This is a genomic window from Thermomicrobium sp. CFH 73360, assembly GCF_023806465.1.
Classification (GTDB): domain Bacteria; phylum Chloroflexota; class Chloroflexia; order Thermomicrobiales; family Thermomicrobiaceae; genus Thermomicrobium.
The window spans coordinates 1-16935 of sequence record NZ_JAMSLS010000014.1 but is presented as its reverse complement, the minus strand read 5'-3'; the positions used below and the strand labels follow the sequence as shown (position 1 = coordinate 16935).

The 16935-nt window shown below is 59.9% G+C and carries 12 protein-coding genes and 1 tRNA gene; 7 read left to right on the top strand and 6 right to left on the bottom strand.

Annotated features, from left to right (window positions below):
* Positions 1–67 precede the first annotated feature (67 nt).
* From fusA to rpoB, 5 genes are all read right to left on the bottom strand, one after another.
* Positions 68–2176 carry an elongation factor G gene (fusA, locus tag NET03_RS13075; protein ID WP_286207490.1) on the bottom strand — a complete coding sequence of 703 codons (2109 nt, stop codon included), beginning with the start codon at positions 2174–2176 and terminating at the stop codon, positions 68–70.
* A 34-nt stretch (positions 2177–2210) separates the two neighbouring features.
* On the bottom strand, positions 2211–2681 hold the full coding sequence (rpsG, locus tag NET03_RS13070; protein WP_252129336.1) for a 30S ribosomal protein S7: 471 nt from the start codon (positions 2679–2681) through the stop codon (positions 2211–2213).
* A gap of 135 nt (positions 2682–2816) precedes the next feature.
* Positions 2817–3245 carry a 30S ribosomal protein S12 gene (gene rpsL / locus NET03_RS13065; RefSeq protein ID WP_252129335.1) on the bottom strand — a complete coding sequence of 143 codons (429 nt, stop codon included), beginning with the start codon at positions 3243–3245 and terminating at the stop codon, positions 2817–2819.
* Between the two features lie 185 nt (positions 3246–3430).
* Positions 3431–7786: a DNA-directed RNA polymerase subunit beta' gene (rpoC, locus tag NET03_RS13060; protein ID WP_252129334.1), complete on the bottom strand. Its 4356-nt coding sequence runs from the start codon at positions 7784–7786 to the stop codon at positions 3431–3433.
* Between the two features lie 19 nt (positions 7787–7805).
* Positions 7806–11294 (bottom strand): DNA-directed RNA polymerase subunit beta, encoded by a 3489-nt coding sequence (gene rpoB, locus NET03_RS13055; RefSeq protein WP_252129333.1) that lies wholly within the window; start codon positions 11292–11294, stop codon positions 7806–7808.
* A gap of 884 nt (positions 11295–12178) precedes the next feature.
* On the opposite strand from rpoB, the gene NET03_RS13050 reads away from it, so the two are divergent.
* Positions 12179–12251: transfer RNA gene (locus NET03_RS13050), tRNA-Arg, on the top strand.
* Between the two features lie 31 nt (positions 12252–12282).
* Here the strand turns inward: NET03_RS13050 and NET03_RS13045 are convergent.
* Positions 12283–12561 carry a hypothetical protein gene (locus NET03_RS13045; protein WP_252129332.1) on the bottom strand — a complete coding sequence of 93 codons (279 nt, stop codon included), beginning with the start codon at positions 12559–12561 and terminating at the stop codon, positions 12283–12285.
* Between the two features lie 198 nt (positions 12562–12759).
* Between NET03_RS13045 and NET03_RS13040 the strand changes: the two genes are divergently transcribed.
* The 6 genes from NET03_RS13040 to NET03_RS13015 all read left to right on the top strand — a co-directional run.
* A complete protein-coding gene (locus tag NET03_RS13040; RefSeq protein WP_252129331.1) occupies positions 12760–13323 on the top strand; it encodes a bactofilin family protein in 564 nt (187 codons plus the stop codon).
* The gene (locus NET03_RS13035; RefSeq protein WP_252129330.1) at positions 13320–13775 is read left to right on the top strand and encodes a bactofilin family protein; all 456 of its coding nucleotides are present in this window, start codon (positions 13320–13322) and stop codon (positions 13773–13775) included. The genes NET03_RS13040 and NET03_RS13035 overlap by 4 nt, the downstream gene beginning before the upstream one ends.
* Before the next feature lie 72 nt (positions 13776–13847).
* Positions 13848–14756, top strand: a complete 909-nt coding sequence (locus NET03_RS13030) for an SH3 domain-containing protein (protein ID WP_252129329.1) — start codon at positions 13848–13850, stop codon at positions 14754–14756.
* 161 nt (positions 14757–14917) lie between these two features.
* Positions 14918–15790, top strand: coding sequence for a 30S ribosomal protein S2 (gene rpsB, locus NET03_RS13025; RefSeq protein ID WP_353655834.1), 873 nt, complete (start codon positions 14918–14920; stop codon positions 15788–15790).
* Between the two features lie 77 nt (positions 15791–15867).
* On the top strand, positions 15868–16413 hold the full coding sequence (tsf, locus tag NET03_RS13020) for a translation elongation factor Ts (RefSeq protein ID WP_252129328.1): 546 nt from the start codon (positions 15868–15870) through the stop codon (positions 16411–16413).
* Positions 16410–16935: uridine monophosphate kinase (locus NET03_RS13015; protein WP_503008234.1), on the top strand; the 526-nt coding region annotated here is incomplete at its 3' end. The genes tsf and NET03_RS13015, both read left to right, overlap by 4 nt.

Genomic DNA, 16935 nt, shown 5'->3' with positions numbered 1-16935 from the left:
CTTGCTCATCGTCTCGCCCCTTCCTCAATCGTGCTTCCGTCCGTCACTCATTCCCACACTCGTTGCCTCAACTTGCCTTGCCAGCCTTCGCTAAGAGCTCCTGGGCCAAGCTTTCTGGCACTGGCGCATAATGGTCAAACTCCATCGTGTACGTGCCCCGACCTTGCGTCATCGAGCGCAAATCAGTCGCATACCCAAACATCGTGGCGAGCGGTACCATGGCACGGATCACCTGGGCCCCGGCACGCATCTCCATTCCCTCAATGCGTCCGCGACGTGCATTGAGATCACCGATTACGTCACCGGTAAACTCTTCCGGTGTCACAACTTCAACACGCATGATCGGTTCGAGAATGACCGGCTGACCGCGTCGCACACCCTCCTTGAGAGCCATCGACGCGGCGATCTTGAACGCCATCTCCGAAGAGTCCACCTCGTGGTACGAACCATCTACGAGGACCGCCTTGAGGTCGATCACCGGGTAGCCAGCGACACCACCGCTCTGCATCGCCTCACGGATACCCGCCTCGACCGCAGGAATGAACTCCTTCGGAATCACTCCGCCGACAATTCGATCCTCGAAGACGAAGCCACTTCCACGCGGAAGCGGCTCGAGCTCTAGCCAAACGTGTCCGTACTGGCCGCGGCCACCGGTCTGCCGAACGAATCGCCCCTCCACCCGCACAGGCCGCGTGATAGTCTCTTTGTATGCAACCTGCGGCCGACCGATATTCGCGGCAACCTTGAACTCTCGCTGCATCCGGTCAACGATAACCTCAAGATGCAGCTCCCCCATACCGGAGATAATCGTCTGTCCACTCTCCGGATCAATCCGTACTTGGAACGTCGGATCCTCCTCGGCAAGTCGCTGCAACGCTAGTGAGAGCTTGTCTTGATCGGCTCGCGTCTTGGGTTCGACTGCCACAGAGATGACTGGCTCGGGGAACTGTATCGGCTCCAAGAGAATGGGGTGCTCAGGATCGCAAAGAGTATCTCCAGTAAAGGTCTTTTTCAGTCCGATGACTGCACAGATGTCACCAGCGCCAATCCACTCGACCTCCTCGCGGTGGTTGGCATGCATGCGCAAGAGACGCGAAATTCGCTCTCGCTCCCCCTTGGTCGAGTTATAGACATAGGAACTGCTGTGGAGCCGCCCCGAGTACACCCGGACGTAGGTCAAGCGCCCAACGTGTGGATCGGACTGAATCTTGAATGCGAGCGCAGCGAACGGTGCTTCATCGTCCGCCTCGCGCGTGATTTCTTCGCCTGTTACTGGGTGCGTTCCCTTCACGGGTGGGATATCGAGCGGCGAGGGCAGGTAATCGACAATTGCATCCAGGAGCAGCTGAACTCCCTTGTTCTTCAGTGCTGATCCGCAGAGCACTGGGACAAGCTGCCCGCGGATCGTCGCTGCACGCAGCGCACGCCGGAGCTCCTCTGGAGTCGGCTCCTCTCCTTCGAGGTAGCGCAGCATAAGTTCCTCGTCTGTTTCGACGATCTGCTCGATCAACTTGTGTCGCCACTCGCGCGCAACCTCGACGTACTCTGCCGGCACCTCGGTGTCCTCAATGTGTTGACCGAGGTCGTCATGGTAGATCTTGGCGCGGAACTCGATGAGATCGATGATGCCGCGGAATTCCGACTCCAGGCCGATTGGCCACTGGATGGCAGCGGGGTTCGCCCGCAGCCGATCACGAATCATGTCAATGGCGCGCACATAGTTTGCGCCGACCCGATCCAGCTTGTTGATAAAGCAGATGCGGGGCACATGGTACTTGTCGGCCTGCCGCCAGACTGTCTCAGACTGGGGCTCCACGCCGTGGACACCGTCAAAGACGACGACCCCCCCATCGAGCACTCGGAGCGAGCGCTCTACCTCGACCGTGAAGTCCACGTGACCAGGCGTGTCAATGATGTTAATGCGATGGTCACGCCAGAAGCAGGTCGTCGCGGCGGCCGTGATCGTGATACCCCGCTCCCGCTCCTGGACCATCCAGTCCATCGTCGCCGTTCCCTCGTGTACCTCGCCGGGACGATGGACCTTCCCGGTGTAGAACAGGATGCGTTCCGTCGTTGTCGTCTTCCCAGCGTCGATATGCGCGATGATGCCGATGTTCCGTGTGCGTTGTAAGAGCACACGCCTGGCCTCAGTCATCTGTGGCTGTACCGTACTCATCCGTCCTGACCCCTGTCTCGGTGATTGCTCTTTTTCACCACCGGTAATGCGCGAAGGCACGGTTCGCTTCCGCCATCCGGTGTGTGTCGTCCCGTTTCTTGATAGTAGCTCCCGTATTGTTGGCAGCATCAATGATCTCTGCCGCCAACTTTTCGATGAAGTTGTAGCCACTGCGGTTTCGCGCCGACTGGATAAGCCAGCGCATGGCGAGCGAGACCCGGCGATGCGGTTCAACTTGCACTGGCACCTGGTACGTGGCGCCCCCGACGCGTCGCGGCTTCACCTCGAGCAGCGGGGACGCGTTGTGAATCGCCCGCTGGAAAACCTCAAGCGCGTGTTGCCCCGTGCGCTGGGCCACAATGTCCAACGCTGAATAAACAATGCGCTCCGCGAGCGACTTCTTGCCCCGTCTCATGACTTTGTTAATGAAACGCTGCAGGAGCTCACTTCCGTACTTCGGATCCGGTGGAATGGTCCGCCGCTCGTACTTCGGTCGCCTTGGCATCGCTCGCTGCCTCCCTATGACTGTTCCTCGTTCGGCATGATACAGACGAAGCCGGCAACCTTGGAGCCTTCTCCCGATGCCGCGCTTCGTCTGCCGACAATCACTCAGCTTCGCGCAGGCCAGCGTTCGCCGGGCCTACTGCTTGGGCTTCTTCGTCCCGTACTTCGAGCGCCCCTGCCGCCGGTTCTCGACCCCTTTGGCATCGAGTGCGCCTCGTACGATATGGTACCGAACACCCGGCAAGTCCTTCACGCGGCCCCCGCGGACGAGAACGACCGAGTGCTCTTGCAGATTGTGCCCCTCACCCGGAATATACGCCGTCACCTCAATACCGTTCGTCAGCCGGACACGAGCAATCTTGCGCAGTGCCGAGTTCGGCTTCTTTGGCGTCATCGTTCGCACCGCGATGCAGACACCGCGCTTCTGTGGATTCCCCTTTGGCACCTGGCGCAACTTGCCCGCGTTTCGACCGACACGGCTATAGATGAATTGGAGCGCAGGTGCCTTGGACTTTTTGGTCCGCTTCTCTCGGCCTTTGCGCACCAGCTGATTGATCGTCGGCACGTCGGGCCTCTCTCTCCGCCCAGCGCTGGTTCCCCAGCGCTCTCTCTACTCTGAACAATAACATACCCTCGTGACCCGGGTTCGGGTCACGAGGGTAAAGTCTACAGCACTATTCCCGAGCCGTCAAGCAACTTGCCAGCTACCGAGAGGCGCCTGCACTACCACTAGCTGCACCACTCGGTTCCTCACGCGCTGGCTTTGGAATCCGCAGCCTCGTCCGGATTCCCCGGTTGCCCACCGGCCTCTGCACTCTGCGCGAGCCCCGGGAGCGGTTCTCCACCAGGGCCGAGCCCCACCGCGGCCAAGCCCGCGAGCGTCACCTCGTCAAGCGCACTCAGCGCTGCCTCGCGTCGGCGCTTCCGCTCCCAGAACCCAGAACCGGCGGGAATTAACTTGCCAATAATGACATTCTCCTTGAGGCCACGCAGGTAGTCGACCTTGCCTTGGATTGCCGCCTCGGTCAGGACTCGCGTCGTCTCCTGGAAGGAAGCCGCCGAGAGCCAGCTCTCCGTCGCAAGCGAGGCCTTGGTAATCCCCAGCAGAACTTGCTGCGCAGTTGCCGGTACACCACCCTGCGCGATGACCTCTTCGTTGATCCGCAGGAGTTGCGTCCGGTCGAGCATCTCCCCGACCAAGAGATCTGTATCTCCCGGATCGGTCACCGCGACCTTACGCAACATTTGTCGGATAATGATCTCGATGTGCCGGTCGTTGGTAACCACACCCTGTGACTTGTAAACCTTTTGTACTTCATCCAGGATGTACCGCTGCACCACATCTCGGCCAAGTGTCGAGAGAAGCTCCTCCGGACTGGCATTTCCATCGGTCAAAGGCTGGCCAGCAGTGACGCGGTCACCGTCGCTGACAAGCAGGTGCGCTGCCGCCGGGATCTGGTACTCCTCGCGTCGCTGCTCTTCGCGCCGGATAACGACTTCGTTCCCGTCCACGAACACTTCGCCGTCGAGCGTGGCAACGATCGGTTCTCCCTCTTGTCCTTCTGCAGGCTGAGCGAGTACCTGTCCTGCAGCGACCAACTCCCCCGTACCCACAAGGAGCACGTACCCTTCCGGCACCCGGTGTGTCTCCGTTTCGAGTCGGTCATCGTGCACCACAACCTTCCGCCCGTATTCGTCCTCGACGATCTGCACCACGCCGTCGATCTTCGCCAGGATCGCCTTCCCCTTCGGTTCTCGGGCCTCAAACAACTCCTCGACGCGCGGCAGACCCGTCGTAATGTCCTCACCAGCTACCCCACCAGTGTGGAAGGTGCGCATCGTCAACTGGGTTCCCGGCTCACCGATGCTCTGCGCAGCAATGATGCCAACCGCTTCACCGAGTTCGACGATCTGCCGGGTGGCCAGATTCCGACCGTAGCACAGCCGGCACACCCCATAATCAGCTGTGCAGTACAGCGGCGTGCGGATCATCACTGCGGTGATCCGCTGTGCCGGATCCGACCGCTCGAGCGAGGCAATGATCTGCGCCACAATAGGCTCGGTCAGCTCCTCGTTCCGCCGCACCAAGAGCTCCCCGGTCGCTGGATCAATCAAGTCGCGTGCCGCGACGCGCCCGAGGATCCGGTCGGCGTACGTCTCGCGATCAGGCAAGTCCTCTAGCCGTATCCACATTCCGTCCTCGGTGCCACAGTCGTCGATCGTCACGATGACGTCCTGCGCCACGTCGACGAGGCGCCGCGTGAGGTACCCGGAGTCGGCCGTTCGCAGCGCAGTGTCTGCAAGACCTTTGCGAGCGCCGTGCGTTGAGATGAAGTACTCCAAGACCGAGAGTCCTTCGCGGAAATTAGAGCGGATCGGAAGCTCGATGATCTGCCCCTTTGGGTCGAGCATCAAACCTCGCATACCGGCCATCTGGTTGATCTGGTTGATGTTCCCCTTGGCACCCGACTTACTCATCATGTAGAGGCTGTTCTGCTCGCCCAGACTCCGCTCCACCACTTGGGCTAGTTCGTCGCGCGCCTCGTTCCAGATTGCCACCACCTCTCGGTGGCGCTCAGCGTCGGTGATGAGACCGCGTCGGTACTGCCGCTCGACCTCAGCCACTCGCTGATCAGCACGCGCAATGATTTCCGCCTTCTCAGGCGGAATGTGCACATCGGTCACACCAATCGTGATTCCGCTCTTCGTGGCGTAGTGGAAACCAAGATCCTTGATGCGGTCAGCCAGTCGTGCTGTCTCGTCCGGACCAAGTCGCTGGTAGCACTCGGCAATAAGCCGTCGCAGCGCTTTGCGGTCCATGAGCTCGTTCCAAAAGCCGAGTTCCTTGGGCAGAATCTCGTTGAAGAGCACTCGTCCAACAGTCGTCTCGACGAGCTCCGGACCGCTTGCGTCGACTTCCATTCGCAAGCGGATCGGCGCCTGAAGATCAACCGCACCACTCTGATAGGCCAGCACAACCTCGTCTCGGTTCGCGAAAACTTTGCCCGCTCCCTTCGCTTCCGGATTCGGGAGCGTCATCACGTAGCACCCGAGAACGATGTCTAGAGTGGGCGCGATCACTGGCTCCCCGTCCGAAGGGTCAAGGAGGTTCCGCGTGGAGAGCATGCGCTCCCGCGCCTCACGCTGTGCTGCGGCCGAAAGCGGCACATGCACCGCCATCTGGTCTCCGTCAAAGTCGGCATTGAACGCTGCACACACCAGAGGATGCAGCTGGATCGCCGACCCTTCGATCAACTTCACTTCAAACGCCTGGATACCCAGACGGTGCAGTGTCGGCGCTCGGTTGAGTAGCACAAGGTAGTTCTGGGTGACCTCCTCAAGGACATCCCAGACGCGCGGATCCATCCGCTCCACGAGTCGCTTGGCAGCCTTAATATTGTGCGCATGCCCGTGCACCACCAGCCGCTGCATCACAAACGGCTTGAAAAGCTCGAGCGCCATCCGCTTTGGCAAACCGCACTGGTGCAACTTCAGGTCTGGGCCTACCACAATCACCGAGCGACCCGAGTAGTCTACTCGCTTACCCAGGAGGTTCTGGCGGAAGCGCCCCTGCTTTCCCTTCAGCATGTCCGAGAGACTCTTGAGCTTGTGCTTGCTTGTCCCGGACACGACACGCCCACGGCGGCCATTGTCAATGAGCGCGTCGACCGCCTCCTGCAGCATGCGCTTTTCGTTTCGAATGATGATGTCTGGTGCGCCCAACTCGATCAGCCGCTTCAGCCGGTTGTTCCGGTTAATGACACGCCGATAGAGATCGTTGAGGTCCGACGTTGCGAACCGGCCTCCGTCAAGCTGCACCATCGGACGAAGATCTGGCGGGATAACCGGGAGTACGGTTAACAGCATCCATTCCGGTCGATTCCCGCTCTTCCGGAGTGCCTCAACAAGGCGCAACCGCTTGGCGATCCGCTTTTGTCGCTGCCCCGTTGCCTGTGCCATTTCGGCTCGTAACTGCGCGGAGAGCTGGTCGAGATCCATACGCGACACAACCTCATAGACCGCTTCCGCCCCCATCTTGGCCTCAAAAACCCCTGAGGCGATATCCATGAGCTCCCGGTACTGCTGCTCAGTAAGTACCTGCAACTCATGGATCTCCTGCACTTGCCGGATCAATTCGTCAGCTTCCGCGCGTAGATCCGCCTTCTGCCGCTCAATTTCGTTCTGGAAGGACGCAAGTTGCTCGGTCAGCCGGGCAACCAGAAGATCCTGCTCAGCCTCAACGAGCGCTTGCTCGCCGGTCACGGTGCTGCGCCCGGTGCGTTCGGCCTCCTCGACCGCTTCCTGCTCGGCCTCGTCCAGCGCGGAGAGATGTGCTTCAGTGACCCTTTCTCCAGCGCCAACGATCAGTCGACCGGCAAAGGTAAGATCTGCTTCGGCCTCCTGACCAAGCAGGTGCTGGAGCTGCTCGCGCACCTCAGCCGCTTGCCGCCGCACCCGTTCCCGGGCACTCGCTGCACGCTCCAGCGCCTCACGCTCCAGTGCGCTGCGGCGCTCTCGCAGAGCAACCAGCTCTGCCCCTTGCGCTTCCTCCAGTTCTCGGCGTCTTGTCTCCAGTTGCCGATCGAGTTCCTCAAGCTCGGCCTGCAGCTCCTGCCGGATGTTTTCAATCAACTCTTGTCGCTTCGCCTCGTCGACCCGTGTGACAAGGTAAGAGGCAAAGTAGAGGACTCGCTCGAGATTCCGTGGTGTGATATCGAGCAGGATCCCCAGCCGACTCGGCGTTCCCTTGACATACCAAATGTGCGCAACAGGGGCCGCGAGCTCGATATGTCCCATTCGTTCACGCCGGACCTTCGACCGGGTGACTTCCACTCCACACTTGTCACAGATGGTGCCCGCATATCTTTGCCGCTTGTACTTCCCACAATAGCACTCAAAGTCCTTTGTCGGTCCGAAGATCCGCTCGCAGAAGAGGCCACCATGCTCAGGCTTCAGCGTGCGGTAATTGATCGTCTCCGGCTTGGTGACCTCACCATACGACCAGCTGCGGATCGCCTCCGGCGACGCCAGCCCGATCCGAATCGCTTCGAAGTTGTTGACGTCGACCGACTTGCGTGCGTCCCGCTGCCGCGTGACAGTGCTCATACGTCCTCACCTCTACTTGTCACTCTTCCGTGCGTTCGAAACCGCTGAGGTTGATACGGTCGAGATGCGAGAGAATCTCTCGCTCGCGACCATGATCCTCGCCGAACTCGATCGGCTCCTCGTCCTCATTGAGCACCTCGACCGAGAGACCAAGGCTCCGGAGTTCCTTCACTAGCACTTTGAAGGACTCCGGTACCCCGGCTTCCACGATCGGCTCACCTTTGACAATTGCTTCGTACGTCTTCACCCGTCCGACGACATCGTCAGACTTCACGGTCAACATCTCTTGGAGCGTGTGGGCTGCTCCATACGCCTCAAGCGCCCACACCTCCATCTCGCCGAAGCGTTGACCACCAAACTGGGCCTTCCCACCCAGCGGCTGCTGGGTGACCAACGAGTACGGACCTGTCGATCGCGCATGGATCTTGTCTTCCACAAGGTGCACAAGCTTCATCATATAGATGATGCCGACGGTCACAGGTCGATCGAATTTCTCGCCAGTTCGACCATCGTACAGTTCGACCTTCCCGTCCTCCGGCAAACCCGCTTTGCGCAAGAGTTCGCGGATTTCCTCCTCTTTCGCTCCGTCGAAAACCGGACTCGCCACTTTCAGACCGAGAGTTTGCGCCGCCCAACCGAGATGGGTCTCGAGAATCTGTCCGAGATTCATTCGCGATGGCACACCGATCGGATTCAGGATGATGTCGACCGGTGTTCCATCCGGGAGGTAGGGCATGTCTTCGATCGGCACGATGCGCGAGACAACCCCCTTGTTCCCGTGCCGCCCCGCCATCTTGTCGCCTTCGGAAATTTTGCGCTTCTGGGCGATCAAGACCCGCACCATCTCGTTGACACCGGCTGGGAGCTCCACTCCATTCTCGTCATCACGCCGGAACCGCTTCACATCAATGACGATGCCATGCACACCGTGCGGCACCCGAAGACTCGTGTCTTTGACATCGCGCGCCCGCTCACCAAAGATCGCCCGCAGGAGGCGCTCCTCAGCCGAGAGTTCCGTCTCACCCCGCGGGGTAACCTTGCCGACCAGAATATCATTCGGTCGCACCTCCGCTCCGATCCGGATGATTCCGTCGGCATCCAGATTGCGCAAACTGTCTTCACCCACATTCGGAATGTCTCGCGTAATCTCCTCAGGTCCGAGCTTCGTGTCGCGGGCTTCGCATTCGTACTTTTCAATGTGAATCGAGGTGTACACGTCATCGCGGACGAGGCGCTCGCTGATGAGCACCGCGTCCTCGAAGTTTCCACCCTCCCAAGACATGAAGGCCACAAGGACGTTTTGCCCAAGTGCCAACTCACCGTTCTCAGTGCTCGAGCTATCGGCAATCACATCGCCCGCCTCGACACGCTGGCCCTTTTGCACGATCGGGCGCTGGTTGATGCACGTGTCCTGATTCGAGCGGACGAACTTGCGGAGTTCGTACACCCGCTCATTCCCGTCGTCCTCGAGCACCACAATACGCCGAGCAGTCACCGACTTGACGATGCCACCCTTCTGGGCAACGACCACTTGGCCCGAATCACGTGCCGCCTGGTACTCAACACCCGTGCCAACGATCGGAGCGCGCGGGCGGAGCAGCGGCACTGCTTGCCGCTGCATGTTCGCACCCATCAGCGCTCGGTTCGCATCGTCATGCTCCAGGAAAGGAATTAGTGCCGCCGAGACAGAAACAACCTGCTTGGGCGACACGTCCATATAGTCGATCTTCTCCGGTACCTCAAGAACAAACTTGCCAGCGCGCCGAGCCTCGACCCGGCCCGCGACGAACCGCATCCCTTCGTCGAGCGGAGTGTTCGCTTGCGCAATCGTGTAGTGCTCTTCCTGATCGGCCGTCAGGTAATCTACTTCGTCACTCACGAAGGGGACGACGTCCACGCGTGTGACACCCGCCGCAACCAGACGATTCCGCAGCTCGGCATCAACCGTCGTTCCGCGCACCGCCAATACCTCTCCAGTAACCGGATCCACCACATCGGTCCGGATTATTTGGCCGAGCAAAAGTTCCGCCTGGGTCGGCAACTCCAGCGAACGATACACCCGTCGGTACGGCGTCGTGATGAAGCCGTACTCGTTCACCTTGGCGTACGTCGCCAGCGACGTGATCAGCCCGATATTCGGACCTTCTGGTGTCTCGATCGGACAGATGCGCCCATAGTGCGAGTCGTGCACGTCACGGACCTCGAAGCCCGCACGTTCACGGTTGAGCCCGCCAGGTCCAAGGGCCGACACACGCCGCTTGTGCGTCAACTCAGCGAGCGGATTCGTCTGATCCATGAACTGGGAGAGCTGGCTTCCCCCAAAGAACTCCCGAATCGCTGCTCGCAACGGCCGAGTGCTACTGATGAGGCTGGCCGGCGTGACTGTTTCCACATCGACAATCGTCATCCGCTCCCGGATCGCCCGTTCCAGCCGTTGCAAGCCAGTGCGGAGATGGATCTGGATGAGCTCTCCCACCGTGCGCACGCGCCGGTTACCAAGATGGTCGATATCGTCAGGACGATCCAAACCCCGGTTGACGAGGATCATTGTGCGCACGACCGCCGCAAGATCATCCGCGGTGAGCACGCGGACATCGGCTGCCGTTGACAGCCCGAGCCGCTTGTTCAACTTGTACCGTCCGACCTTGCCAAGATCGTAGGTCCGTGGGTTGAAGAACAGCCGCTCGATCAGCGCCGCAGCGTTCTCCCGCGTCGGCGGGTCCCCAGGGCGGAGTGTCTTGTAAACCTCCATCTGGGCCTCTTCACGGCTCTTCGTCCGATCACGCTCGATCGTCGCCGCGATGTATCGGTGATCGGGATCCGTGTCGACATCGGCGAAGAGCTCGTAAAGCTGCTCGTCCCGACCGTAGCCGACTGCCCGCAGGAGCACCGTGACCGGAATCTTGCGCTTCCGATCGATCTTCACCGAGAGCACGTCGCGGTTGGAGGTCTCGAATTCAAGCCACGCGCCTCGGGTCGGAATGAGTTTCGCCATGCACAGTTGGCGACCAGTCGTTGGATCGGTCTCCAGCTCAAAGTACGCACCAGGAGAGCGCACAAGCTGGGAGACGACGACTCGCTCAGCTCCGTTGATGACGAAGGTGCCCGTCTCCGTCATCATCGGGAAGTCGTCGATATAAATGTCACTCTCCTTGACTTCCCCTGTATCCCGGATCACCAGCCGTACCCGAAAATACAGGGGCGCTGCGTAGGTCATGTCGCGCTCGCGGCAAATGTCCGGGCCGTACCGCGGCTTCTCAAACCAGTGACGCAAAAAGTGGAGCTCGAGCTTCTGGTTGTAGTCGATGATCGGTGAGATCTCCTCAAGGAGCTCCCGCAATCCCTCCGTCTTGAACCATTCGAACGACTTGAGCTGAAGTTCGATAAGATTCGGCATCTCCAGAACGGTCGGAATCCGCGAGAAGGAAACTCGCCCGACGCCCAAATTCGACCGCACTTGCTGAATTCCGGACGATGCTGTCACGATCGCCCCTGTCGTCACGGCCATTTCGCTCTCCTTCACTGTCTCGGATTGTCACGATCCGTTCGATGCGGGGTGAAAACTGGCGACGCTATGGAATGGGGTCGTACCACCAGCGCCGCAACCAACGCTGCTGCGCAGGGAAAAACCAGAACCCGAGCAGCTTGTAGCCGCTCGGCCCACACCTTGTATGATTCTCCTGTGTGTCACGCCGCAGCATGCGCGCGCGTCACCTCTTCGCAAATCGCCAGCATACCACGACTCCCTCTACCCGTCAAGGTCACTGTTCGGCGGAACCTTTTCTTTATCGAGCGAGAAGCAGCAAGCCACCGTGGCGGGGTTCCCCTCAGATGTGGTACCCCACATCGCACGAGCTCCACGTTCGACGATTCGCTCGTGCACAGCCGATGACGGACTCCGTCTCTCGCATGATCTCCGACGGAACAAACGACCATGCCACCGGAGAAGAGTGACACAACGCATTCTTCTCGTCCGGCGTGGCTGCCGCCAGGAGTGGCTACACGCCACGGTGAGAGAGGGCACAAGATTCCAACCACGGGTTGACTGAACTGGTTCCAGTTCTTGGCTCGTTGCGCAAAAGATGACTAGCCCGGGAGCACAGTACCCCTGGCCCCCCTCCTGAGAGGCCGAGCCTCTTGGACCCGCGCCTCGAGCCCCAGTCACTGGGGCTTCCCTTGGAGAACCCGCCCACATGTGCTCGCACTAGTGAAACGGGTTTACCAAACGCGATTCAGAGACGGAAGAGCAAATCTCTGCTCGGCGAAGCGCCAGCATTTATTCACGGATACGCTGGATCCCTCGGCAACGAAGACGGGTAGGGACGGAGCCGATGAAAGCGCAGTGCCTTGCACCAAAGGGACCGGCTATGGTAGAGTTGTCCACTGGAACGCGCGCCCGTAGCTCAATGGATAGAGCGTTTGCCTCCGGAGCAAAAGGTTGCAGGTTCGAGTCCTGCCGGGCGCACCCCCTTCAATGCCAAGTGCACAACGGTTCTTCAGCGTCGACGTCGGATCGTCTCTGAAATCTCCCACTCGGACCGAAGGAGCCGCTCACGGCGCAAGCGTACGCGCACCAATCGGTACCAGAAGAAGAGCGGTCCCCATACCACAAGGATGATTCCGATCAGCCATGCGACATGATTGAGGATTAGGTACCAGGCAGTCGACCAGTCAACGGAAAACACGAAGATAAGGAGGACCGTCCAGGTTTTGAATCCCACGACGATCCCACCGAACCACCATGCGAGCTGACGCCAAACCGCCCTGTCCTCCATATTTTGAGTGTACTCCGTTGAATAACCTGCGACCATTGCCTTTCGCTCCCCTGATCCTGTTCGTACATCCCTGCTATACTGCGAGCGTCGCCGGGGAAGTCGAGTCGCAGAAGTCCCGTGCCGGCACGCCGCCAGTCTACACGACCTTGACTCGGCTTTCCTCAGAGCTCGGCTGCGATCATCGGAAGGAGTGTTGCCATGTTCCGTCGAGACTCGCGAGACCCGTTGGAGCGGCAACTTTCGCAGTTGCGCCAGCAACTTGAGCAGTCGGCGTTGGAAGAACTTGCGCCTGAGGAAGAGCTGCCTTCGGCACCGGTGAGTGAGCCGGCGGTGGCCGCGCCACGCACCCCAATTCGGCCAGCGCCGGAATCCATCACTCGTCCAGCTGTTCCTGGTCCAGTGGATCGGAGCATGAGCGTGCTTGCTGCAAATGCGCGCTGGGAAGGAACCATCCAGACCGAAGGATCGGTAGTGATTCATGGTCACCTACAGGGAACAGTACGAGCCGCTCATGATGTCACCATTGCCGAAGGGGCAACTGTCGATGCCGAGATCGCTGCACAGAACGTGATTGTCCATGGCTCTGTCAGAGGACGGATAGAAGCACGCGGACGGCTGGAGATTCACCCCAGCAGTGAAGTTGTTGGTGAAGTTGTCGCTCCATCCCTTGTTGTGCACGAAGGAGCACGCCTCACGGGCAAGCTGAAGATGGGCTCTGGAGAAACAGACCAACGGGAGGTGACAATGGGAGGGCGCCCATGACCTACGAGCCAGTACCAGGCGTCACACGTGCGGTCGAGAGCCTGACCCTGATTGATCGCTGCACTACGGTCGAAGGAACCTTGACCTCAAGCCGTGACATCCGGATCGAGGGCGAATTGCGTGGGACACTCCGGTGCGAGGGATCGATCCAGATCGCCGAAGGCGCACGAGTCGATGCAACAGTGGAGGCAGGGGGGATCACTGTCGCGGGGACTTTGCGAGGCTCAATCGACTGCCGCGGTAAACTGCACATACTCAAGACCGGATTCGTCTCAGGTACCATCACGACGAGAACGCTTGTGATCGAGGAAGGTGGTCGCTGTGAGGGTGATCTCTCAATGCCAACGGGCGAGCCCGCCCACGCTCGGCCAGCGCTCGGACGTTTCACAGCAACGACTCACAGTCCATCCGAAGAGCAAAATCCGGTGGAAAGCGAGTTAGTCGATCCCTGATCTCACCAGACGGGTATACTCCACGGTCGAATAGGCCACGGAGGGCCAATCGGATGGAGTGATGGGCCAGCGATGACGGTGGAACGCAAGTGTGGAACATGTAAATACTTTGAACCTGCACCGCTGTGGCGGAAGGGTTGGTGCCGTCACCCACTCTTGTACGCACCGCACCAGAGTCACCTCGTGAGCGAGGATGATCTCGATTGCGATCGTGGCATGACGAATTACTGGGAACCAGCCGAGCAACCAGCACAGGAACGGCTCGAAGAGGTGACGCACGAGTACCAGATCGTGCGACCCTCCGAGTCTGCAGGGAGGGACGGGGGAGGTGGCTGGTTCGGCACGGAACGGGAGCGAGGGTCGACGATGAGCTTCTTCCGCGAGAATCCCCCAGGACGCGAGCCTGATCAGGACGAACCGACCATCCCGCCTTTTGGCAGTCGTCCAGCAGGCAGTTCACCCTTCGGTAGTGAGCGGTCATTCACTTACCATACCGACGACCGCTACTGGACCGATTATCTCCGAATCGCAGCGCCTGTCCTCGGCGTTATCCTGATGCTCGGCTTGGCATGGTTCTGGATTAACCAGCTGCTCGGGAGAGGAGAGGAGAGCATCACCACCCCGACCACAACACAGGTTCTTACTGGCCCCACACCGACCCCAAGTGGTACACCTGCCGGACTCATTGTTATCACACCTGGTACCACGAATCCGACGCCCACTGTTGGCGCCTCACCGACCCCTCGCACGACGATCGGCCCTGGGGCAACCGTGGTGGTCGCGAATACTGATGGTGCTGGCGTCAACCTTCGAGCTGCTCCCAGTACGAGCGCCGATGTCATCGAGCGGCTCCCTGAGGGCACCCAACTCACGGTCGTGGGCGAGTCGGTCTCGGCAGATGGCTACGTCTGGTGGCCGGTGAAGTATAGCAACCAGAGCGGTTACGTCGTGGCTGACTATCTCCAACTCGCCCAGCCCTGAGGATCGAACTACGTGGTATACTCGGGACGCCGGCCGATGTGCCGGAACGAACACGTGCCTGGACTGCGTACGGTGTGCCGCGATCAGCATGCTCGTGGTGGACACGCAGGGTGAAGGGCACGGATGACGAACACCGGTTTGTGAACGAAGGGGTGACGGCCGTGTCCATTGCGGAACATGAAACGGAACAACTCCCCTTAAAGTCGCTTCTCGAAGCTGGGGTGCATTTCGGACACCAGACCAAGCGCTGGAACCCCAAAATGCGCCCGTACATCTTCGGTGAGCGCAATGGTATCCACATTATCGATCTTCGCCAGACGGCTCGGCTCTTGGCGGAAGCGGAAGCCTTCGCGCATGACCTAGCCGCGCGAGGCGGCCTGTTCGTGTTTGTAGGGACAAAAAAGCAGGCGCAAGAAATCATCCGCAGTGAGGCCGAGCGTTGTGGGATGTACTCCGTCACTGAACGGTGGCTCGGTGGTACCCTGACCAACTTCACCACAATTCGTCAGCGACTCCGCTACATGGTGCAGTTAGAAGAAGAAGTGCGCAGCCCCGCTTTTGCTGTGCTCCCTAAGAAGGAGCAGATGCGGAAGCTCCGCGAATTGTCGAAGCTCCAGCGGACCCTCGGCGGACTGCGGGGCCTCACCCGCTTGCCAGATGCCCTCTATGTCGTCGATCCGAAGCGTGAGGCAATTGCCGTCGCCGAAGCGCGGCGCCTCGGGATTCCGATTATCGCCATGGTGGATACCAACTGTGATCCCGATGGTATCGACTATGTGATCCCTGCCAACGACGATGCGATTCGCTCGATCCGTCTCATCACTTCACGGATCGCTGACGCGATCCTCGCCGGTCGCATCCACTTCGAGTCTGCCGTCGGTGTACCGGCGGAAGCCTACCCGGAGGAGGAGTTCGCGCCGAGCTACGAGTTGTTCGACGAGGAGTACGTCGAACTGCAAGAGGAATTGGACGAGGAAGTCGAAGAAGAAGAGCACGACTCGCTCGAGGCACGCCTACCAAAGCACAAGTACTGAACGTGGACTGGATTGACCGGCAGGATCCTGCCGGTCAATTTGTGCCTTGAGTAGGGGACCGATGGGAAGGGGGAGTGGTGTCGATTACAACCGAAATGATCAAGGAGCTGCGCGAGCGTACTGGCGCAGGCATTATGGACGCCAAGCGGGCGCTTGAAGAAGCTGGCGGCGACATGGAACGGGCGGCAGAAATTCTGCGCCAGCAAGGGTTGGCCCGGGCTGCTCGCAAGGCCGGTCGTACCACCAGCCAAGGGCTTGTCCATGCCTACATTCATGGTGGAGGACGCATTGGAGCCCTCATCGAGGTTAACTGCGAAACCGACTTTGTCGCGCGTACAGCGGAGTTCAAGCAGCTTGTCCATGATCTTGCTATGCAAGTTGCTGCAACTGCACCGCGCTACGTATCTGCTGAGGATGTCCCAGCTGATGTGCTGGAAGCAGGAGCGCAGCAGGCTGGTTCCCGCGAGAAGTTCCTACAGCAGGTAGTCCTCTTGGCACAACCATTCATCAAGGATCCCTCGCGCACTGTGGAGGACGTGATTAAGGAAGCCATTGCACGGCTCGGCGAGAACATCCGAGTCAGGCGTTTTGCCCGCTTCGAACTCGGTAGCGACGAGGCATGATACGGGCGACCGAACAAGGCCGAGCGTCCTATCGCCGTATCCTCCTCAAGGTCTCGGGAGAGGCCTTGATGGGAGAGGCAGGGTACGGCATTGATCCAGCGGTCGTCGCTCGTCTCGCCGAAGAGATCGCACGCGTCGCAGCACGTGGTATTCAGGTTGCCATTGTCGTCGGCGGTGGAAACATCTGGCGTGGGCTGGCCGCCAGCGCTCGGGGGATGGATCGAGCAACCGCCGACTATATGGGCATGCTGGCCACCGTCATCAATGCCCTGGCGCTGCAAGATGCACTCGAGCGCCAGGGTGTTCCGACGCGTGTCCAGACCGCAATCGAGATGCATCAGGTCGCGGAACCGTATATCCGTCGCCGCGCAATCCGCCATATGGAGAAAGGCCGCATTGTGATTCTCGCCGGCGGTACGGGCAACCCATACTTCACAACCGATACCGCCGCGGCATTACGATCGGTCGAACTCAATTGTGATGTGCTCCTGATGGGTAAGTACCGCGTCGATGGAGTCTACG